Annotated in this window: 22 protein-coding genes; 11 read left to right on the top strand and 11 right to left on the bottom strand. The window is 47.0% G+C overall.

The window, feature by feature from the left end:
* Positions 1–73: 73 nt before the first annotated feature.
* Positions 74–589: a type 1 glutamine amidotransferase domain-containing protein gene (locus ACWJJX_RS17155; RefSeq protein WP_003155578.1), complete on the top strand. Its 516-nt coding sequence runs from the start codon at positions 74–76 to the stop codon at positions 587–589.
* A 20-nt stretch (positions 590–609) separates the two neighbouring features.
* On the opposite strand, the gene ACWJJX_RS17150 is transcribed toward ACWJJX_RS17155, so the two are convergent.
* The 5 genes from ACWJJX_RS17150 to ACWJJX_RS17130 all read right to left on the bottom strand — a co-directional run bounded on the left by ACWJJX_RS17150 (position 610) and on the right by ACWJJX_RS17130 (position 5,259).
* Complete coding sequence (locus ACWJJX_RS17150) at positions 610–1,641, bottom strand: LacI family DNA-binding transcriptional regulator (protein WP_025854009.1); 1,032 nt, start codon at positions 1,639–1,641, stop codon at positions 610–612.
* Between the two features lie 137 nt (positions 1,642–1,778).
* Entirely contained in the window at positions 1,779–2,663 is an 885-nt protein-coding gene (locus ACWJJX_RS17145) for a shikimate dehydrogenase (protein ID WP_073981960.1), read from the bottom strand.
* Positions 2,664–2,727: 64 nt separating this feature from the next.
* Positions 2,728–3,489: a type I 3-dehydroquinate dehydratase gene (gene aroD, locus ACWJJX_RS17140; RefSeq protein ID WP_024085013.1), complete on the bottom strand. Its 762-nt coding sequence runs from the start codon at positions 3,487–3,489 to the stop codon at positions 2,728–2,730.
* A gap of 26 nt (positions 3,490–3,515) precedes the next feature.
* Positions 3,516–4,709 carry an MFS transporter gene (locus ACWJJX_RS17135; protein ID WP_024085014.1) on the bottom strand — a complete coding sequence of 398 codons (1,194 nt, stop codon included), beginning with the start codon at positions 4,707–4,709 and terminating at the stop codon, positions 3,516–3,518.
* A gap of 334 nt (positions 4,710–5,043) precedes the next feature.
* The gene (locus ACWJJX_RS17130; RefSeq protein WP_003155571.1) at positions 5,044–5,259 is read right to left on the bottom strand and encodes a DUF1128 domain-containing protein; all 216 of its coding nucleotides are present in this window, start codon (positions 5,257–5,259) and stop codon (positions 5,044–5,046) included.
* A gap of 155 nt (positions 5,260–5,414) precedes the next feature.
* On the opposite strand from ACWJJX_RS17130, the gene ACWJJX_RS17125 reads away from it, so the two are divergent.
* From ACWJJX_RS17125 to ACWJJX_RS17115, 3 genes are read left to right on the top strand one after another with little or no spacing between them, the layout of a single operon-like run.
* Positions 5,415–5,888: a low molecular weight protein-tyrosine-phosphatase gene (locus tag ACWJJX_RS17125; protein WP_014304622.1), complete on the top strand. Its 474-nt coding sequence runs from the start codon at positions 5,415–5,417 to the stop codon at positions 5,886–5,888.
* A 13-nt stretch (positions 5,889–5,901) separates the two neighbouring features.
* Positions 5,902–6,228, top strand: a complete 327-nt coding sequence (locus ACWJJX_RS17120; RefSeq protein WP_014304623.1) for a hypothetical protein — start codon at positions 5,902–5,904, stop codon at positions 6,226–6,228.
* Between the two features lie 11 nt (positions 6,229–6,239).
* Positions 6,240–7,079, top strand: a complete 840-nt coding sequence (locus ACWJJX_RS17115) for a YihY family inner membrane protein (RefSeq protein WP_003155567.1) — start codon at positions 6,240–6,242, stop codon at positions 7,077–7,079.
* 185 nt (positions 7,080–7,264) lie between these two features.
* Here the strand turns inward: ACWJJX_RS17115 and ACWJJX_RS17110 are convergent, their stop codons facing one another.
* Positions 7,265–8,443 (bottom strand): MFS transporter, encoded by a 1,179-nt coding sequence (locus ACWJJX_RS17110; RefSeq protein ID WP_014304624.1) that lies wholly within the window; start codon positions 8,441–8,443, stop codon positions 7,265–7,267.
* A 158-nt stretch (positions 8,444–8,601) separates the two neighbouring features.
* On the opposite strand from ACWJJX_RS17110, the gene cax reads away from it, so the two are divergent.
* On the top strand, positions 8,602–9,657 hold the full coding sequence (gene cax, locus ACWJJX_RS17105) for a calcium/proton exchanger (RefSeq protein ID WP_003155564.1): 1,056 nt from the start codon (positions 8,602–8,604) through the stop codon (positions 9,655–9,657).
* A gap of 70 nt (positions 9,658–9,727) precedes the next feature.
* The gene (locus ACWJJX_RS17100; RefSeq protein ID WP_088005349.1) at positions 9,728–10,522 is read left to right on the top strand and encodes a YfkD famly protein; all 795 of its coding nucleotides are present in this window, start codon (positions 9,728–9,730) and stop codon (positions 10,520–10,522) included.
* Between the two features lie 28 nt (positions 10,523–10,550).
* On the opposite strand, the gene ACWJJX_RS17095 is transcribed toward ACWJJX_RS17100, so the two are convergent.
* Both ACWJJX_RS17095 and yfkAB read right to left on the bottom strand, forming a co-directional pair.
* On the bottom strand, positions 10,551–11,384 hold the full coding sequence (locus ACWJJX_RS17095) for a mechanosensitive ion channel family protein (RefSeq protein WP_043866918.1): 834 nt from the start codon (positions 11,382–11,384) through the stop codon (positions 10,551–10,553).
* A gap of 6 nt (positions 11,385–11,390) precedes the next feature.
* Positions 11,391–12,512: a radical SAM/CxCxxxxC motif protein YfkAB gene (yfkAB, locus tag ACWJJX_RS17090; RefSeq protein WP_196616286.1), complete on the bottom strand. Its 1,122-nt coding sequence runs from the start codon at positions 12,510–12,512 to the stop codon at positions 11,391–11,393.
* Positions 12,513–12,657: 145 nt separating this feature from the next.
* Between yfkAB and ACWJJX_RS17085 the strand changes: the two genes are divergently transcribed.
* Both ACWJJX_RS17085 and pdaA read left to right on the top strand, forming a co-directional pair.
* Positions 12,658–12,843: an SE1561 family protein gene (locus tag ACWJJX_RS17085; RefSeq protein ID WP_003155558.1), complete on the top strand. Its 186-nt coding sequence runs from the start codon at positions 12,658–12,660 to the stop codon at positions 12,841–12,843.
* A gap of 100 nt (positions 12,844–12,943) precedes the next feature.
* On the top strand, positions 12,944–13,735 hold the full coding sequence (gene pdaA, locus ACWJJX_RS17080) for a delta-lactam-biosynthetic de-N-acetylase (protein ID WP_003155556.1): 792 nt from the start codon (positions 12,944–12,946) through the stop codon (positions 13,733–13,735).
* A gap of 34 nt (positions 13,736–13,769) precedes the next feature.
* Here pdaA and ACWJJX_RS17075 read toward each other — a convergent pair whose 3' ends face one another.
* The 3 genes from ACWJJX_RS17075 to corA all read right to left on the bottom strand — a co-directional run bounded on the left by ACWJJX_RS17075 (position 13,770) and on the right by corA (position 16,351).
* Positions 13,770–14,630 (bottom strand): NAD(P)-dependent oxidoreductase, encoded by an 861-nt coding sequence (locus ACWJJX_RS17075; RefSeq protein WP_069013137.1) that lies wholly within the window; start codon positions 14,628–14,630, stop codon positions 13,770–13,772.
* A 50-nt stretch (positions 14,631–14,680) separates the two neighbouring features.
* The gene (locus tag ACWJJX_RS17070) at positions 14,681–15,328 is read right to left on the bottom strand and encodes a hypothetical protein (protein ID WP_454023140.1); all 648 of its coding nucleotides are present in this window, start codon (positions 15,326–15,328) and stop codon (positions 14,681–14,683) included.
* A gap of 63 nt (positions 15,329–15,391) precedes the next feature.
* Entirely contained in the window at positions 15,392–16,351 is a 960-nt protein-coding gene (corA, locus tag ACWJJX_RS17065) for a magnesium/cobalt transporter CorA (RefSeq protein WP_003155549.1), read from the bottom strand.
* Positions 16,352–16,457: 106 nt separating this feature from the next.
* Between corA and ACWJJX_RS17060 the strand changes: the two genes are divergently transcribed.
* The 3 genes from ACWJJX_RS17060 (at position 16,458) to ACWJJX_RS17050 (ending at position 19,903) form a co-directional block, all read left to right on the top strand.
* Positions 16,458–17,321 carry a DNA-3-methyladenine glycosylase family protein gene (locus ACWJJX_RS17060; protein WP_077721942.1) on the top strand — a complete coding sequence of 288 codons (864 nt, stop codon included), beginning with the start codon at positions 16,458–16,460 and terminating at the stop codon, positions 17,319–17,321.
* A gap of 144 nt (positions 17,322–17,465) precedes the next feature.
* Positions 17,466–18,866 (top strand): 23S rRNA (uracil(1939)-C(5))-methyltransferase RlmD, encoded by a 1,401-nt coding sequence (gene rlmD, locus ACWJJX_RS17055; RefSeq protein WP_007408520.1) that lies wholly within the window; start codon positions 17,466–17,468, stop codon positions 18,864–18,866.
* 737 nt (positions 18,867–19,603) lie between these two features.
* Positions 19,604–19,903 (top strand): YfzA family protein, encoded by a 300-nt coding sequence (locus ACWJJX_RS17050; protein ID WP_077721943.1) that lies wholly within the window; start codon positions 19,604–19,606, stop codon positions 19,901–19,903.
* Positions 19,904–20,732: the final 829 nt, after the last annotated feature.

The raw sequence follows: 20,732 nt of genomic DNA, 5'->3' as shown, positions 1-20,732 counted from the left end.
TACCTATGTTTGATGTTAGTGTGGCTGGGGTACATGGATTTATGTAGACTTCATCAAGCAGGAGGTAGTAACTATGGGTAAAAAAATTGCAGTTGTATTAACGGATTACTTTGAGGATGTCGAGTATACTGAACCTGCGAAAGCTTTTAAAGATGCGGGTCATGAATTAACCGTAATTGAACAGGAAAAAGGAAAAACAGTCAAAGGAAAACAAGGGGAAGCGGAAGTGAAAGTGGACGCGTCCATCGATGATGTGAATCCGAAAGACTTTGACGCATTGCTGATCCCGGGCGGATTCTCACCTGACATGCTGCGTGCGGATGACCGTTTCGTCCAATTTGCCAAAGCGTTTATGGATGATAAAAAACCGGTGTTCGCCATCTGCCACGGCCCTCAGCTTCTCATCAACGCGAAAGCATTGGACGGGCGCAAAGCGACAGGATTTACTTCAATCCGAATCGATATGGAAAACGCGGGCGCGAATGTGGTGGATGAAGAAGTCGTCGTCTGCCAGAACCAGCTGGTCACAAGCCGCACACCGGATGACATTCCGGCATTCAACCGCGAATCATTAAAACTGCTTGCGTAATATAAAAGCGGAGCGCCGTATCAGGCGTTCCGCTTTTTTTGTGAAGATTCCCGGATGACCAGCTCAGGCGCCAGAATAATGCGCTGTTTTTTGTGCTGGGAATTGGTGATTTTATGATGCAGCAATTGAGCCGCTTCTTTTCCCGACTGCCGCGGAAAGGAAGAAACGGTTGTAAGCGGAGGATAAGAAATTTCAGCTTCCGGCACGTTATCAAAGCCGACAATGTCAATATCTTCGCCCGGAACGAGCCCGGCTTTTCTGATCCCTTGCATGACGCCGAACGCGACCAAATCACTGAAGCAGAAAATCGCGGTCGGGCGCTCAGACCGGCGGAGGAGCTCCGTCACGGCGTCACAGCCTGCTTCGCGGGTCGGCGCGCTGTCAATGACATATTCATTTTTCACTTCCAGATCCGCTTCACGGAGCGCTTTTTTAAACCCTTTCATACGCTTCGTCCATGTTGATGAGTGCTTCACGCCGCCCAGAAACGCAATCTCCTGATGGCCTTTCTCAATGAAATGACGCACTGCCTTATAGGTGCCTTCCTCATAATCGGCTCCGACAAAATCACAGTTGGCATCGGCAATCTCCCTGACGGCGAGCACGACCGGAATGTCAAGCTGCTCAAGGCGGGAAAGGGTTTCCTCAGCCGTCCCTGAAACCGGACACAAAATCAATCCGCCGACCCTGTGCTCCAGCATGGTCGAGATCAGCTGCTCCTGCTTGGCGACGGAATCAAATGTCGTGCCTAACAGCACCGTTAATCCGACTTCCTCAAGCGTATTCTGAACGCCGATCAGAAATTCTGAGAAAAACGTATTGGAAATGTCAGTGATAATCAATCCTACCGTTGTGGACGTCTGTGATCGTAAATTCGCGGCGACCCGATCATATACGTACCCCAGCTCCCGCATGGATTGCAGCACTTTCTCACGGGTCGCTTCGGAAATTCGGGGATTATTGCGGACAATTAATGAAGCGGTGGATGTTGAGACGCCGGCATGTTCGGCGACCTGCTGCAATGTCACCCGGCGTTTTTTTTGCTGTTTCATACGTCGCATTCCTCACTTGGTTTTTATTCGTTACATCCATTATAAGCGTTTTGGCGCATGAGAAGAAAGAGAGAGGAGGGAGAAAAAGATAAAGCGCCGGAAGACGGATTGTCCTTCGGCGCTTCTGTCACAATAGGTTATTCAAACATTTGCTCTTTAATATACTGAACCGGCATTTCACGGCCTGTCCAATATTCAAACGCCATGGCGCCCTGCCAAAGCATCATGCCGAGACCGTTAATGGTGTTGCAGCTGGCTGCTTGAGCTTGTTCAAGCAATTTCGACGTAACGGGGTTGTAAACGACGTCTGTCACAATCAAATCCGGACGGAGCATGGATGTATCTTCAATAACGCTTAAGCCTTCAAGCGGTTTCATGCCGACACCTGTTCCGTTTGTGAAAATATCGCTTGAAGCGATTTCAGCACGCAGCGCATCTTGATCTTCGAGCGGGAAGACTTTCGCTTTACAAGAAGATCCCTTCATTTCTTCATTGATGATGCGGACATTTTCTTCCGCTTTTTCGAAAAACGCGTCATTGCGGGCGAAAATAGAGATTTCTCCGAGGCCTTCCAATGCAGATTGAATCGCTATCGGAGTGGCGGCCCCGCCGGAACCGACCAGCGTCATTTTTTTGCCTGTGATATCGACGCCGTGTTCTTTTAAGTTGCGGACGTATCCCATACCGTCAGTGGAGTGTCCGATCAGTCTGCCGTTTTCATTAACGACTGTATTTACCGCGCCGGTGAATTTCGCTGAATCCGCGAGTTCATCGAGGTAAGGGAGAATGTTCATCTTGTTCGGCATCGAGACATTGAAGCCTCTGACGTTTAAGGCACGCATTCCCGTTACCACATCTTCCAGCTGTTCATTGCCGACTTCAAACGCGAGGTAAGCGTAGTTCAATCCTAATTTTTTAAACGCCAGGTTGTGCATCGCCGGAGATAATGAGTGTCCGATCGGTGTCGCGAATAATCCGATAAGCTGAGTTTTTCCGTTAATCCGTCCTAATTCTTTCTTCATGATGTATTCCTCCGTTAGTCCATTCATTTGTTTTTCCTCCCGCTTTGAGGGCAAAAAACGCTGATTACATATGTTTATTTAAAATGCTGAGTACGCTGCGCAATTCCTCAACGGGAATCTGCCCGGGCGCTGATGCTTCTTTGCCCGCTCCGAACGTGCACGCTGAGCCGAAGACTTCGCCGGCCAGCCGGCTGATCAGGCCTGTTCCCGCCATTGACATCGTGATGATCGGCCGGTCCGCGTATTGTGTTTTCATCGTGTGAGTGGCATCCAATAAGACGAAAACATCTTCAGTGCTTTGCGGCATCACCGCGATTTTCGGAATGTGCGCGCCGTACGCCTGCATGTTCCGGAGCCGGGAAATGATTTCTTCTTTTTTCGGTGTCTGATGAAAATCATGATTGGACATGACGACATATACGCCGTTGTCTTCAGCGGTTTTCACAATTGATTTGACTTCCGCTTCTCCCGTAAACAGCTCAACGTCTGCAAGGTCAATATGTTTTGTTTCGATGGCGGTTTTAAGCAATTCAATGTAAAAGCGGTCATCAATAACTTTATTTCCGCCTTCTTTATGGGTTCTGAATGTGAAAAGCAGCGGTGTTGCGCCTGCGGCTTTCCGCAGCTTTTCAAGCATGCCTTTTACGGCGTCCAGGCTGTCAACATGCTCGTATACATCCGCCCGCCACTCAATGATATCCGGGCGAAGCCTGTTGACGGCTTCAATTTCTTCGAGCAGTTCTTTCTCTCCGGCCGCCATCAGCGGCACAATGATCTTCGGAAGCCCTTCACCGATGACCGTGTTTCTGATTGTGATAGATTGCATGATAAATCCTCTCCCTTAAAAAATAGTCAGGCTTTCATCACTTGCTTAAAGCGGATTCCGATAAACAATGCGAGGAGGGCGCTGACGGCCGCAATTCCGATATCAAGCAGAAAAACAGGCGTCAGGCCGGCGGCTTTGGATATCGCTCCCGTTACAAGCGGAATGACAATAAAAGATAAGCTTGATGCTATATTAACAAAAGATGTGATTGTACCTTTATTTTTAGGGAATAAAACAGCCATAACCGTCATCGCCAATTGCAGAATGCCCGCAGTTGAAAGTCCGATGACAAAGGAGCTGATGACCGATACGGCCGGCTGCTGAATGAAAATCAGAGCAAGCAGCGCGATTGCCGCGATCACAGGGTACAGCACCATTACCGTAATCGGCTGAATCACTCTGTTTAACAGCACAGCCAGCAATAACACGGACACAAGCGCCCCGATGCTGTAATAGCTCAACAATTTGACGGCCTGCACCTCAGGCATGCCCAAAACGGATTGCCCGAACTTAGGAAGCCATACTTGAACGAGCATAAACAGCGCCGTTGATGAAAAGCCTAACAGAATGATCGCAACGCCTTCGCGCCATATCGACGGCTGTGATGTGAACGCGTCATCAGACGGAGAGGCTTCCGTCCGGCCGCCGTCTTCTTTTTGCTTATGATTCGGAAACGGAACTTTCAACAGAAAAAAGCCGTTCAGGAAGAAAATAATGCCCGGTACGAAAAACGTCCAGCCGTAAAACAAATGCCTGTCCGCAATAAACGCGATAAAAAACGGAAGCACCGTCGCGCCGATTGATACAAATGCTTTGATTAACACGGTTGCAGAGCTTGCGTTTTTCGGAAATCCTTCAATAAGCGCCGGATATGTCCCGGAATCCAAAAAGGAATTGGCGATCCCGGCGAAAATGGCGAAGATAAACGCGGCCGTATAGTTTGTCGAAAGCGGAATCCCGATTAGGAAAATCAGATACAGAAAGGCGCCCGACACGATAAACGGCCGTCTCCCGAATGTATCCGAAAGCTTCCCGGCAAACAGAAGCGAAATCAGCTTCCCGATCCCGATGGCGGAGACCAAATAGCTGACACCGGCTGCGGAAGTATGAAGCTGTTTTGATAATGCCTCCATATTGGATGCGATAATAATATTGATCATGCCCAGCAGGAAATAGTTAATATAAAGACCCGCTGCCATTTTGGTGTATATGTTTTTCATGATGACATCCCCTAATGCGGTTAATAAAGAATTAAATTATTTTTTTAATTGATAAAAGCACAGCACCATTCCCCTTTATTGAACCACTGCCTTTCTTTGAAAACTGTTTGATACAACGGTTGCATAGACAAACTTGAATAACGCTGATATCACAATGAGTATATCGTTCTACTAAACAAAAAAAGATAAGCGGCCCGCTCATTTAGTATATCGTTCTACCAAGTTCACAGTTACTATACTCCTTCTTTTTATATGTGTCAAACCGATGAACTTTTATTTTTTACTTTTTTAAATCAAAAAAGACCCGCCGTTTTTCGGCAGGTCTGACATGGGTTTATTTCCTGAGAGAGGCGAGCTCCTCGGCAATGGCCTGCATTTCACTCGGACTGAATGATGCTTTTTTCATGACCATTTGATGAAGGTATGTAAGATCTTCTATTTTTTCATCACTGAAATCTTCCGCTCTGATGACGCCGACATTGAGCATGTTGAGCTTTTGCGAAATGTCTTCAATCATTTTATTTAACGTTTCTGTTTGTTGGCTCGGCAAATTCATGCATCCTTTCATGACCGTTTTCGTACCCTTTATTCTAACAGAATTCATTTAGAATAAAAGCTTATTTCCACAGCCGCAGAAAAATTGCTAAGATGTTGATAAGGTTTTTGATCCTCAAAATGCGGGGAAAGAATAGGGAGGTTATCGATATGATACATGTGCTGTTTGTCTGTCTGGGAAATATTTGCCGGTCGCCTATGGCAGAGGCGGTATTTTCTGATATGGTGAAGAAAAACGGGCTGAACGGGCAGATTAACATTGATTCAGCGGGAATCGGCGCCTGGCATGCGGGAAATCCGCCGCATGAAGGGACAAAGGAGATCCTGAAGGAGAAAGGGATCAGCGCAAGCGGCATCACGGCGAGGCAGGTCCGTGAGTCTGATCTGACCGATTTTGATTACGTCATTGCGATGGATGCAGAAAATATCGGACATCTGCGCAGCATGGCCGGTTATAAAAAAGCGGCGCCGCGTATTGCAAGGCTGCTTGATTATGTACCGGAGTCAGACCTTGCCGACGTGCCCGATCCGTATTATACCGGAAATTTCAGCGAGGTGTACGCTTTGGTCGAGTCCGGGTGCCGTCATTTGCTGGAGACAATAAAGAAAGACCATCATTTATAAGGGGGATTGACCGATGAAGCAGACACGCATCATGGCAAAAGCGATTCTGATCGGCGCTGCCGCCGGCGGAGCACTGTCCTTATTACATAAGCCGACGAGAGAGGCATGTTTCCGGAACATGGACGCGTGCAGGCGGCGTGCGGCATTTTACCGAAAACATCCTGAAGCCCTGAAGCAGCAGGCTTCCGCAAAACTGGATCAAGTGAAAAACATTGCCAATACCGTATCGGAAGATCTGAGTTTTTTAAACGGGCAGATCACCAAGCTGAAGCAGACGACGCCGCAGGTCATTGACCTGTTAAAAGAAACGAAGGAGCATTTTTCGAAAAACGATCATTGAGGTGGGATGTCATGAGTTTTATAAAGGAGCTGTTTGCAAGGTTTTCTCTGCATGAAGGACAAAGTAAATCGGCGGAGCTGGCGTATTTTTTCCTGCTGTCATTGTTTCCGTTGATGATTTTCATGCTGACGCTCACCGCCTATCTTCCCATATCGGCAGAAGACGTGCTCGGGGCGGTCGATCAATACGCGCCCGACAGCGCCATGTCCATGGTGAAATCCATAACGGAGCAAACGCTGAACAAGCGCAGCGGCGGGCTTTTGTCATTCGGGATTATCGCCGTCATCTGGTCGGCTTCGAATGGTATGAACGCGATTGTCAGAGCATTTAACCATGCCTACGAAGTCGAGGAAAACCGCTCATTTATCATCATTCGCCTGACCTCAATTTTTTTAACCATTGCGATGGTGGTTACGATTTTAATCGCACTGCTTCTGCCGGTGTTCGGCAGAGAAATCGGAATGCTGGCCGCGGATTTCATCGGCGCCTCGGACCTGTTTTTGCAGGTGTGGTCGGTTGTCCGCTGGGGTATCAGTCCGCTTATCCTTTTAATCGTGTTTACCGCGCTTTACATATTCGCGCCGAATAAAAAGCTTTCCCTCCGTTTTGTCCTGCCGGGAGCTGTATTCGCGGCAGCCGGCTGGATTATCGTCAGTATGCTGTTCTCATTTTACGTCGGCACCTTTGCCAACTACAGCGCCACATACGGGAGCATCGGGGGAATTATCGTCCTTATGATCTGGTTTTACCTTACGGGAACCCTGTTGATTTTAGGAGGAGAAATCAACGCGCTTTTACATAAACGTAAAAAGCTTCCTGATGAAAATCCGTACCGCGGGAGCAAGCTATAGAGGAACGGATGACGTTCAAGCTGAAAAACGGAGGGAATCGGCTATGACCAAGCATACGAAAAAAGGCGGAAGCCATAATAAACAAAACTCAAAAAACGGCCCGAAGAATAAAACAAGCGGAAGCGCCAACGGGCAGAACGGATACCACTAGAAAGAAGCCGCCTGGCTCAGATCAGGCGGCTTTTTTATGTGGCCGGAAAAGAATGGGATTCGGAAGCGGGGCTGTGCTTTGTTTTCCCGAAGACGAGCGCAAGCCAAATACAGACCAGAATCACCGTAATAAAGTAAAACAAGTTGGCGCTTTCAAACCGCTGCATATACCAGCCGCCCGCCACCGGGCCGATCATGCTTCCGAGGCTGAAGGAAATGCCGCAGAGCAGGTTGCCCGCCGGCAGCAGATGGGACGGCAGCAGGTCGCTCATATAGCTGATGCCGAGGGAAAACATACTGCCGACCGCCATCCCCGCCGTGAAAAAGCAGCAGCCGATGACAGAAGGCGACGGAAACAGTCCGGCCGTCAAAAAGCAAAGGGCACCCGTTAATAAGATGACGAGCAGGACACGTTTTCTCCCGAATCGATCGCTTAATAAACCGAGAGGGAACTGGAATACAATACTTCCGATGGCAAAAGCGGGCAATATCAGCGCGACGGCATCCACGGATATGCCTAAACGAAGGGCGTACACGGGAAAGCTTCCGTTCAGCGCCGTTTCTAAAAAACCGTACCCGAAAGCCGGGAGAAAAGCGACCCAGCCGAAAAGAAGGGCGCGGTAAAACCGTTTTGCGCTGTTGTCCCCGGATGTTTCATCCGGACCTTGCGCCGGGTACTCGTTACGTAAGGCAAACACAAACAGCCAGGCACAAAGACTGATACAGCCGGATACGATAAACGGAAGGGACGGACTTGTTTTCACAAGAGGGACCATGAACGGGCCGACAGCGAATCCAAGCCCGAAGGACAGTCCGTACAGCGAAATGTTTCTTCCTCTGTTTCGGGGCGTTGACTTGGAAGTCACCCACGTTTGGGTTGAAAAATGCAGCATATGATCCCCGATTCCGATAAGCAGCCGAAGAAAAAACCATAACCATATGGATTGAAGCCAAATAAAACTGAATAAGCTGATGATAACAAGAAATCCGCCCATGACCATCAGAGGTTTGAATCCGAGCTTGCGCAGCGGGGCCTCCATAAACGGCGACGCCAGAAGCACGCCGATATAAAGGCCGGTTGCGTGAAGTCCGTTTATGGCTGCGGATTCTCCGTTCGTTTCAAAAATGACGGAGATCACCGGCAGAAGCATGCCTTGGGAAAATCCGGAGATGGAAACAAGCAGAACCAAAATAAAGAAGTACAGTCGTGACATCGCGTATTTCTCCTTCTTCAGTATCTTTCTTGATCGTACACGGATTTGCCGCGTCCGGCAACCTGAAAATGCCAATTCGGGCTGCCGAGGAAGTGTAATTGAAGGAGTTTTTGAGAAGGATATAAAAAGACTTATTCGAAAAAAGGAGCCAGGCAGATATGAATCGGATTTTTTTCTTTACGGCTGCGGCGGGAGTGCCGCTTTCAGTCATCGGCGGCCTGATGCACTGGCCGTCAGCGGTTTTGTTTATTATTTATTGCTTGACGATTATTGCGCTTGCAAGTTATATGGGGAGAGCGACTGAATCTCTTGCCATTATCGCGGGACCGCGGATCGGCGGTCTGCTGAATGCCACGTTCGGCAATGCGGTAGAGCTGATTATATCGATTTTCGCCTTAAAAGAAGGGCTGACGGGCATCGTGCTTGCTTCACTGACCGGTTCGGTGCTCGGCAATCTTTTGCTCGTCGCGGGATTGTCATTTTTTATCGGCGGTTTGAAATACAAGCGGCAGGAATTCAATATTCATGATGCCCGGCATAATTCAGGCCTGCTGATTTTTGCCATTATCGTAGCTTTTGTCATTCCCGAAGTGTTTTCCATGGATATGGGGGAAAAAAACAAGCTTGATTTGAGTGTCGGCATCAGCATCATCATGATCCTTTTGTACGTGGCAGCTCTTTATTTCAAGCTCGTCACTCACCGCGGTGTTTATCAGCCGAATCAGCCGGAGGCAAAGGAAGAAGAGGAGCAGCCAGAGTGGTCGGGGAAAAGAGCGACAGCCGTCTTATTTATTTCAACTATTATTGTCGCCTACATATCTGAAAACCTTGTCCATACGTTTCATGCGGTGGCTGAACAGTTCGGCTGGAGCGAGCTGTTTATCGGGGTGATTATCGTCGCAATTGTCGGAAATGCCGCAGAGCATGCGTCGGCGATTATTATGGCGTACAAAGACAAGATGGATGTCGCCGTTGAAATCGCGGTAGGTTCGACTTTGCAGATCGCCATGTTTGTAGCCCCGGTTCTTGTGATCTGTTCTATCTTTTTTCCGGTCAATATGCCGCTTGTATTCACATTGCCCGAGCTTGTGGCGATGATATCATCCGTCCTTTTGATGACGATGATTTCAAATGACGGCGATTCGAACTGGTTTGAAGGGGCTACGCTCCTTGCCGCTTATGTCATCATGGCGATCGGTTTTTTCCTGCTTTAACCTGTAAAAAATGCGGATAACAACGATTGCGGAGGAAAAGACTAAAGGAAAATGCTATAGAAAGAGTGATATGATGAGAAAGCTGTTTCATGCCACACTGATTCTGCTGTTATCCTTTAGTTTTTTCGCAATGCCGTCTGCCGGTGCAAAGAAACCGTTTAAGGTTCCCAACTCTGTTGTAAGCATTTCAAAGGAAAATACGTATCCGAATGCTTCACAGGACCAGCCGATGCTTCAGCCGAGCAAACTGGCAAAGGAATTGTTAGATACATCCGAGATCAACATCGAAAATCCGCATCTGATAAAAATGCTGAATGAATCCTCGGTTTCCGGTTCACCGCTTGCCATCGGCTACCGGGCGACAATATTTCTCGGGAAATGGGCGCTCGGCTATCAATCGAACGAAACGGTCGCCAACTGGGAATATAAAAAAATCAATACGAACAGAGCGGATAACCGGGGCGGACAGCAAACCGCGGTTATCTCATACGCCCAAGAACAGCAGTACAAAATTAAAGGCGGGCTCACAGCGAAGGTGCCGAACGCAGAAGACGTAAAAAGCATGATGATGCAAAAAGCGATGAAGAAAACAAAACTGCCGCTCGCGTTTGAAACGGTTATCGGCGCAGGCACAAAACGCGATCAAACCTACAAAATTTCTCCGCAGCGGCTCGGCTACCTGCACGCCTACGCTCCGGCCGTTAATGAAAAAGGAAAAGTAACATACGGTGAAGTGTATTTGGTGCTGAAAGGCAGCAAGCGGAAACTTGTCGTCAAAAATGTGACTTCGCAAGGAATCGGGGCTTGGATTCCGGTGCAGGATCACGTCACATTCGGTTTTCAAATGACAGCGCAGCCGAGATAAATAAAAAAAGCTGATTCCGGTTCGGGAATCAGCTTTTTTGTGTGTGATACATTTCCTCAAGCAATTGCACATTGTTGTTGTACAGCTCCCGGGCAAGAACGCGTCTCACCGCAAGGCTTGCCGAGAAGTATTCTTTATCTTGAACCATGCCTTTGACGGTAAATTCTATGCCTCTCGTCAATTTGTTCAGGCTCATGATTCCATGCACTTGAAACGGCTCCGCCGCATTGAGAAATTCATCCCGCTTCAGTGAATCGCGAAGCTCATCATTGAGCATGTCGCAGGCTTTTTCTAAGACGGCATATACCCGCTCGGGATCTTCTTTATAACTGATCACGACGGACTCGGTAATCCGCATAAAATCAATATTATAGTTTTGAAGCTGTCTGACCTCACCGTTTGAAATGGTAAGCAGCTTGCCGGTCCACTCACGGATCTGGAGGGAACGGAGCCCGATTTCTTCGACTGTGCCGTTGAACAGATTGTTAATCGTCACGTAATCGCCTTTATGAAGCTGGCGTTCGTATATCAAAAAGACACCGGCCAATATGTCCTTGATTAACGACTGGGCGCCGAAACCGATGACGATACCGGCAACACCCGCCCCGGCTAAAATTCGGCCGAAATCATGAACGAATAACGAAATGACGTAAAAGATAAAACCGATCGTCGCCGTATACTGGGTGATGGATCGGACGAGGCTTTCAATCGTTTTCCCTTTCCGTTCCTCCAAGAAATCTATGCGTTTAAATAACACCTGGACAAAGCGGTTGATCAGAAAAACACCGGCGTAAAGCACGAGAGCGACGATGATGATCTCAACCACTTTGCTTTTCAAAATATCCGTAATTGTCGTTTCCATCTTCTGTTAACCTCTGGCTTTTCGTAATGAAAAATCCGTGTCCTGATAATAACTGTTTTTGACAAGGACGTTCGGTCCGAGGCACCGGACGTTTGTGCAGCGGCAGTTCAGCTCTTTGCTCAGCTTCGTCTGTCTCCACTTGTCATATGCATCGGGAAGGCTGTCTGTTTTAATATTGCCGAGCGGCGGTGTATCGCCGAAATCCGTGACAATGATATTTCCGTCAAAAATGTTGACATTCAGGCGGGAGCGGCCGTCAGGGTCGTTTCGCACCGTAACGTTTTTCGCTTCCCGCAGGCGGCGGAGGAGCTTCTGGTCTTCTTCATCAGGGCTGCATGCGTAAAACGGAAGCGTGCCGAACAGCATCCATGTCTCTTCATCGCGAATGTCGAGCAGATGATGAATGGCGTGTCTCATGTCCTTCAGGCTGAGTGATTCAAGCGCGCTGGCGAAATCACTCGGATACATCGGATGGACTTCGTGCCGCTGGCATTTCATTTCTTCCGTAATCTGCCGGTGAATATGTTCAATATGCGGCAGCGTCCGCTTGTTCAGCATCGTTTCCGCTGAAACCATTACGCCTGCTTCGACCAGCGTGCGGCTGTTTTCAATCATTTTGTCAAAATAGCGCGCCCGCTGTTCAAATGTCGGTTTCTTCTCCATCATCGCAAATCCGATGTCGGCAAAGTCCTCGACCGTTCCCCAGTTGTGGGAAATGTGAAGAACGTCCAAATAAGGAATAATCCGTTCATAGCGCCCGATATCAAGCGTCAGGTTTGAATTGATCTGTGTGCGCACGCCGCGTTCATGCGCATATTTCAAAAGCGGGACGACGTATTCCTTTACCGATTTCAGCGAAAGCATCGGTTCGCCGCCCGTAATGCTGATAGAGCGCAACAGAGGAATTTCATCAAGCCGCTTTAATAAAAGGTCGATCGGCAGCGCATCCGGGTCTTTCGGCTGGAGCGTGTACCCGACGGCGCAGTGCTCGCATCTCATATTGCACAAAGTCGTCGTTGTGAATTCAACGTTCGTCAGTTTCATATCTCCATACTGGTCGACATCCATGTACGCTTCCCAAGGATCGTACTCCGGTGTGATCGGACGCAGTGCTGTGTTTTGTGTCATGACTATCTAACTCCTTTATAAATGGGCATACTAACGTCTGCCAACTGTTAATTTTAGACCTGATCTGCCAAGATCGCAAGTAGCGGAACCATTGAAAAACGCCAAAAAATACGCTACCATTATAAAAAATGAATGGAGTGGAAGTATGGGGAATGCAGTAAACAGCAAAGATCAGCAGCTCGATTACCTGAAGAACAGACTCGATATGTTTATGAATGTCATTGATTCATTAGACCCTGAATCAACGGACGTTGAAGATATAGACCGGCTCATCGGCATGCTTGATGATCTGGAAGCAAAATACGAACGCTTTAAAAAGGATTGGGAATAACCCCCGGCGGATGCCGGGGTTTTTCTTTTTCCATAATGCGGCTGTATAAAAGGGCAGGGCCTACTGCAAAATAAGGAAAAATGCAGAAGGAGTGCTGGTCATGAAATGGTTTTGTTCAATTTGCTGCATGGCCGTTTTACTTGCAGGAGGCATCAACAGCGCAGAAGCGGTGCCGAATGAACGGATAAACTGGGGATTTAAACGCAGCGTCAATCATCAGCCGCCCGATGCCGGCAGACAGCTGGACAATCTGGTCAAAAAATATGATGCCTTTTATTTGGGCAATACGAAAGAAAAGACCATCTATTTAACGTTTGATAACGGATATGAAAATGGGTACACCCCGAAAGTGCTTGATGTGTTAAAAAAACATCACGTCACGGGCACTTTTTTTGTCACGGGTCATTTTGTGAAAGAGCAGCCTGATTTGATTAAACGGATGTCAAAGGAAGGCCATATCATCGGCAATCATTCTTTTCATCATCCTGATCTGACGACAAAAACGGGCGATCAGATTCAAGACGAACTCGATTCCGTCACGGAAGCTGTGTACAACATTACCGGAAAGCGGGACAACCTGTATCTCCGTCCGCCGCGCGGCGTATTCAGCGAATATGTCCTCAAAGAAACGAAGCGTCTCGGCTACCAAACGGTTTTCTGGTCCGTCGCATTTGTCGACTGGAAGGTTAACGAGCAAAAAGGAAAACAATACGCCTATGATCACATGATAAAGCAGGCGCATCCCGGCGCGATCTACCTTCTTCACACCGTTTCAAAGGACAATTCAGAAGCTCTGGACGATGCCATTACCGATTTGAAAAAAGAAGGCTACACGTTTAAAAGCATTGATGACCTGATGTTTGAGAAAGAAATGAAGCTGCCGCGCCTGTAAAAAACACCTCTCCTGGTAATGGAGAGGTGTTTTGTTATTTGATACATTTAATCAATGCCGCCCAATCCAAATCTCCGCAGCCTTGTGCGATCCCGCTTTCAAAATGGCTCTTCGCCAGTTCGGCAAGAGGGAGTTTTGCGGAAACCTGTTCTGCGGCGGCGAGCGCCAGATTGGTATCCTTGAGCCCTAAAGACATTTTGAAGCCGGCCGGCTCAAATTTCTCCTCAGCCATGATCGTGCCGTAATTTTGATAGACGGGAGAGCCAAAGAGCGCGTTGGCAATTTCTAGAAATTGTTTTTGTTCTAAACCGAACTTATCCATCATTAAGAATGATTCAGATAACGCCTCCAGCATAGAAACGAGCAAGAAATTGACGCTGATTTTCGCGGCATTGGCCGTTTTTGTTTCTTCACCCGTGTCAAATACTTGCTGACTCAGGATGTTAAACAGCGGTTCGGCCTTTTTCTTCGCTTCTGCCGGTCCGGCTGTGATGATGCGAAGCTCGGCCTTCTCGGCGGCATCGGGGCGGCCGAGGACGGGAGCGGCAATAAAGGACTGCCCTCTGCCCGAATGTGCGGCGGAAAGCTGTTCTGACAGCGCCGTACTGATCGTGCTCATTGAAATATGAATGCCGTTTTCAGATAACCCGGCAATAATGCCGCAAGCTCCGAACGTCACGCCTGTTACAGCTTCATCGTCTGACAGCATTGAAAGCACAATGTCCGCATGTTCAGCTGCCTGGCGGGGCGTTTCGGCATATTCGGCCCCTTTATCCAGCAGGTCAGCCGCTTTTTCTTTCGTCCGGTTATATACAGTCAGGCTGTATCCGGCTTTCATGATATTTTCGGCGATGGGGCGGCCCATATTGCCGAGTCCGACAATGGCGATCTTCATTTGACAGTCCCTCCAATGAAAAGTTTTCCACCATTATACATGCAAAATGGTTAATCTGCTGTGTACAGGATTGCCACTTTCAGTTCAGGTTCTGAAGACCATCCGGAGTCTGATGCGGCTGTCCCCTTATAAAATCCGGTAAATCGGGTTTTGATGATTGTTTTTGAACGGGGTTTTACAGTGAATGTTTTTGATTTGAATGTGACGTCCTTTATGTTTTCTGATAAATCCGGCGTGACAGAAATGGTTTGTTCCCCTTTTCCGTAATGATTGATATAAAGCGTGCAGCTCATGCCCGCTCTTTTTCGTTCAATCAGATGACTGCATTCGCTGCGGTGCTTCAAATATTCGACAGACTCTTTTTCGGGCGCGAACTGTTTTAAGGAAAAAGCGGCATATTCGGTGGCAGGACTGATAACGGAAGCGGCCCCCATACTGAGAAAGATCAGAAACAGCCCCGCCGCGGGAAGCGTCCGCCTGAACGCGGCGGCACACCAGATTAACGCCGCAAAGTAAAGGACGACCCCGGGAATGACGGAGATATGGGCTCCGTCTTCAGACCAGGAAGAAAAGCCGAGCGACTCAAAGATGTAATCAGACACCGTACAGCCGTTATACAGCGGGGCAATGGACATAACACTGAATAGCAGGAGGACAGAAGAAATGATTTTGTGAGAAAAGATGGTAACGGCGCACACCTCTTTACGTTTTTTTCCAACATATCATGTTTTCTCAAAAAAAAGAACAGCCGGCAGCCGTTCTTACTTGAAAATATTAAACCAGCCTTTGCGGGCGAACCAAAACAGCATGGCGGCCACAAGAACGGCCATGACGCCCAAAACGATAAAATACCCGTATTTCCAATGAAGCTCAGGCATGTTATCGAAATTCATGCCGTAAACCCCCGCGATGAACGTCAGCGGGATAAAAATGGTCGAGACGATGGTTAATGTCATCATAATGGCGTTCATCCGGTTTGAATTCAGCGTCACATAGCTGTCCCGCAAATCTGACGTCATATCACGGTTTGACTCGATCAGCTCGGCCAGTTTTAACAGGTGGTCATAAATATCGCTGAAATACGCCTTCGTTTCACGGCTTTCTTTTACATGGTCAAGGCTCAAAATCCGGTACATTAAATCGCGCATCGGAATGATCGTCCGTCTCAGGTTCAAAAGATCAGTCCGCAATTCAAAGACTTCATTCATTAAAGTGCCGTAAGATTTATGGGTTCTGCTGTCTTCAATTTCATTCAGCCGGTCTTCTATTTTGTACAGTACGGGGAAATATTCATCGACAAGCTGATCCATAATCATATAAGTGATGTGCCCCGGCCCTTTTTTGGCTAACCCCGGAGAAGCGAAAAACCGTTCTCTCACCCTTGAGACGCCGGGCGATTCGTGCAAATGGAAGCTGACGATGAAACGGTCGGACTGAAAAATGTCCACCTCTTCCATTTCCAGTGTGTCCGGGTTCAAGGCGTGGAGCACATAAAAACGGTAGCCGTCATAATGGTCGATCTTCGGCCGCTGCATGTGCTGAAAGCAATCCTCGATCGCAAGCGGATGAAAGTGAAAATAATCCCGCAGCAGCTCGGTTTCATGCATCTCAGCGCCGAAAAAATCAATCCAGTACCATGCGATGTCCGGTTGTTCTGTACGTGATAGGGGGATATTATCTAATATCTCATTATGTGTTGTGATTGCGGTTATATGTATCATAAACAACCCTCCGCCTGCCATTATATCATGCGGCGTTATGAAGAAAAGTATACGAATTGCCGCCCGGCCGCTTCATGATATACTTGGACAAAAAGGGGTGGAGCATATGTGGAAGGAAACGGTTTCGGTCACGCCGCCGTATCATTTTGATAAAGTCCTTGAAAGGCTGTCGCTCGATCCGCTGAATGCGGTCGATCTTCATGCAAGATCAATCAAAGTGCCGCTCAGAACACGGGACGGCAAACTGTCCGTCATCACGGTTCAAGCGGAAGGCACCGCCGCAGACCCGGTCTTCCTCGTCAGCGGAGAAACGGACCGCGAGGAGATGATTGAACGGATCAAACACATTTTTCAATGGGAACAGCCGCTTCAGCCTGTGCTTGATCATTTCTCAAAAACAAATCTGTCGGCGCTTTTTGAGGAGCATGCGGGAACCCCGCTCGTCTTGGAATATGACGTCTACAACTGTCTCATGAAATGCATCATCCACCAGCAGCTCAACCTGTCTTTCGCATTTACCTTAACGGAACGGTTCGTCCATGCCTTCGGTGAACAAAAAGACGGCGTCTGGTGCTATCCCGAGCCGAAAACGATCGCGGCGCTTGATTATCAGGACTTGCGGGAGCTCCAGTTCAGCATGAGAAAAGCGGAATATGCGATTGACATTTCACGCATGATTGCAGGCGGAGCGCTCAATCTGGCGGAACTTACCCATTTATCGGATGAAGACATTATGAAAAAGCTGATCACCATCAGAGGCATCGGCCCGTGGACCGTCCAAAACGTCCTCATGTTCGGCCTCGGCCGCCCGAATCTGTTTCCTTTGGCGGATATCGGCCTGCAAAATGCCATCAAACGCCGCTTCGCCCTTGAGGATAAACCGTCAAAAGACGTGATGCTTCAGGTAAGCAGCGAATGGGCGCCATATTTAAGCTATGCGTCCTTGTATTTGTGGAGAAGTATTGAATGAAAAACCGCTTTGAGGATTTTTGGAAACTTCCAGTGAAAAACATGAAGGAACAGCCGGCTGCATGTTATACTGAAAAGATGTGATATTTCAAATCAGCCGTTTTCCCAGGAGAAAGGCTTTATATAGAAACGGAGAGAAAAAAACGTGAATCAACATCAAAAAAAGGCGCCTGCCGAATTGAAAATCGGGCAGACATTTCCGCTGACCATCAAACGTCTCGGCATTAACGGAGAGGGCGTCGGCTATTTTAAGAAAAAAGTTGTCTTCGTTCCCGGCGCTCTGCCCGGGGAAGAAGTCGTTGCCGAAGCGACAAATGTGCAGCCGAAATTTTCAGAAGCACGCGTCAAAAAAATCCGCAAGCCGTCTGAACACCGCGTCACGCCGCCATGCCCGGTCTACGACCAGTGCGGCGGCTGTCAGCTTCAGCATCTGGCATACACCCAGCAGCTTCGCGAAAAACGCGACATTGTCATTCAGTCTCTGGAACGTCATACGAGATTCAATGTCGAAGAAATGAACATTAAAGATACGATCGGAATGGACAACCCTTGGAATTACCGGAACAAAAGCCAGTTCCAAGTCGGACGCTCGCAAAGCGGCAGCATCATTGCCGGCTTATACGGACTTGATTCCCATAAAATCGTCCCGATTAAGGAATGCATTGTCCAGCATCCGGCGACAAACAAAACAACGGGTATCGTCCGCCGTATTTTGGAAAAACACAACGTATCCGTTTATAACGAACGGACCAAAAAAGGCGATGTCCGCACCATCGTGACGAGAGTCGGTTTTGAAACAGGCGAAGTGCAGGTCGTGCTTGTCACTGCGAAAGAGACACTGCCGAATAAAGATGAGATCGTCAAAGCCATTCAGAACCGGCTGCCGGAAGTGAAATCGATTATTCAAAACGTCAATGGCGCGCGCACATCCGTCATTTTCGGTGACAAAACAAAAGCGCTGGCCGGAAGCCATGCCATTCAAGAAGTGCTCGGTGACGTGTCATTTGAACTGAGCGCCCGCGCTTTCTTCCAGCTCAACCCTGAGCAGACGGTCAAGCTGTATGACGAAGTGAAACAAGCGGCTCAGCTGACAGGAAAAGAAAAAGTCGTAGACGCGTATTGCGGCGTCGGTACGATCGGCATGTGGGTTTCAAGCGGCGCAAAAGAGATCCGCGGCATGGACGTCATTAAAGAATCAATTGATGACGCGAAGAAAAACGCCAAAAAACACGGCATCAAAAACGCGGCATATGTCACAGGAACAGCCGAACACTGGCTCCCGAAATGGACGAAAGAAGGCTTCCGTCCTGACGTGGTCATCGTCGACCCGCCGAGAACGGGCTGTGACAGAACATTTTTAGATACCATCAAAAAAGTAAAACCGAAACGCTTCGTCTACGTATCCTGCAATCCTTCCACACTGGCGAAAGACTTGCAGACGCTGTCGAAGGACTATCGCGTCGAATATATTCAGCCTGTGGATATGTTTCCGCAGACGGCTCATGTGGAAGCCGTGGCGAAGCTTGTGTTGAAATCGTCTAACTAAAATAAACAATTCGTAATCAGACCTGGATTCGGTAAATAAACAATTCCGATTTCCGGGTTTTTTTATGCGCAGCCTTTGCCCTGGCTGTCTTTTCTAAACTTTATGTTTCTTCTTTTCTCGGAGATCTTTATTTAAACTGACGAAAAGAGTTGAAAAATGTGTGGAAAAGCGAGTGAAAAACAGCCAATTTTGACCTCGTTTGTATAATGACGCTGTGGTGTATTATGACATTATTGGGATAATGTAAAATAATTTGATATCATTGGTTTGAGATGAAGTTGTAACATTATTCAACTGTAAAGTATTTATCATGCCAAAGTAAGTAGGTCTTTAATAAAAGATAAACAGGAGGTGAAATCGAATGAGAGATATTGGAATTTCAACAACTGAACGAAGGTTCTGAAGTAGAAGCTGTAAAAGGCAAGGGTGCTTACTTACACTAATCACCAGCGGCAGTTGGCACATCGATAAAAGATCAAACACACTAAAAAAGCATGTTTGGTCGTTATACATAATATGAAAGCCTAAACAGGAAAAAAGGACCCCAATTATTTCCCTTATTCCCAAAAAAGGAATAAATCCGAGGCGGAACCACAAGTGATAACAACTCTTACAGTAATACCTGCGATGGATATATCCTTAATAAGTAATTATCGCGACAATCGTGCTTCATCATATAATGATGTTAGATTGTCACTTGGCTAAAAAGTATTGCAGAAAAGGAAATGGTAATTGAAATGGGTAAAGTATATAAAAAACGACCGTTATATAAAAAAAGTTGGTTTCACACGTTGTTGGCATTTTTAATATCACAGCTTTATTTTAGTTTTGTAGAATTAACGGGATGGGGTCCGAATTATAGAGAAATGAATGGATTCCCAGCAAACATAGCTGAACTGGATTTCTTTCAAACATATCTTTCATTCTATGATAATCCATGGTTTAATATTGTCACTGTTTTCTTGGGGGTTTTCACTGTTATACAAATCATTAACGGTATAACAAAGAATATTCGAAATGAAAGCAATAACTTCTGACGCCTTATTTAATGATGAAAGAAAATGAACACTTTCTTATTAATCTTATGAATGAAGACTGCGGCACTTAGTCAGCAGTCTATTTTATTGGTTTTGGATCAGGATTACCGGATCGTAACCTTATACAAATATATATAGGTGATTGTATAAAGATATTAACATATGGGCTTTGAAAGCCGATCGACCCTTAGTACATATACTGTATAGAGCCAGAAGCCACTTGCTGCGTTGGTTATTTCTAAACCATGAGCAAATCCGAAAAGATCCAGATTGAAGTTCTTGAATTCTGTTAAGTTCAAGTTTATTTTCTCTTCCCATCCTCTTTACTTCATGTGATTCACAATCGGCAAGTTAAGGCTTTTTCTTTTTACATTCTCTTCAGTACTCAGATATACCCCCCAGCCCCATTTGCTTAATCAACTTATTTCTTGAAATTTGTTTTATGGTAATAGGGAGAACTCATATGATATTCTATTTAGGTTGGACTCCTTTTTATCCAAAAAGAGCAAAAGTAAGGCCGCTAAGAAAGATGAAGGTCAGCGCTAATCTTAATAAACCACAATATAAATAAAAATTAGGTGTAGATAATCATCACACTTTTTCTCTCTCAAACCCTTTTAAAGGTTAAGGAGTTGACTGAGTTGATCAGAAATGAACGATATGGGGTTAACTATAGCGATAGTCTATTACGTTAACTCAATTAATGTGTTCTACTCCAGTTTGCTTTTTCACTTTTTAAGGTGTAAAAAGTGAAATGTTCAAAATTTACTATCGTTTGATAAGAAGTGCTGACACATGCTATAAGTGTAAAAGAAGCATGGTCAGTTTT

The sequence above is a fragment of the Bacillus sp. YH3-2-B2 genome, assembly GCF_053663335.1.
This window is presented reverse-complemented; position numbering and strand designations above follow the sequence as displayed.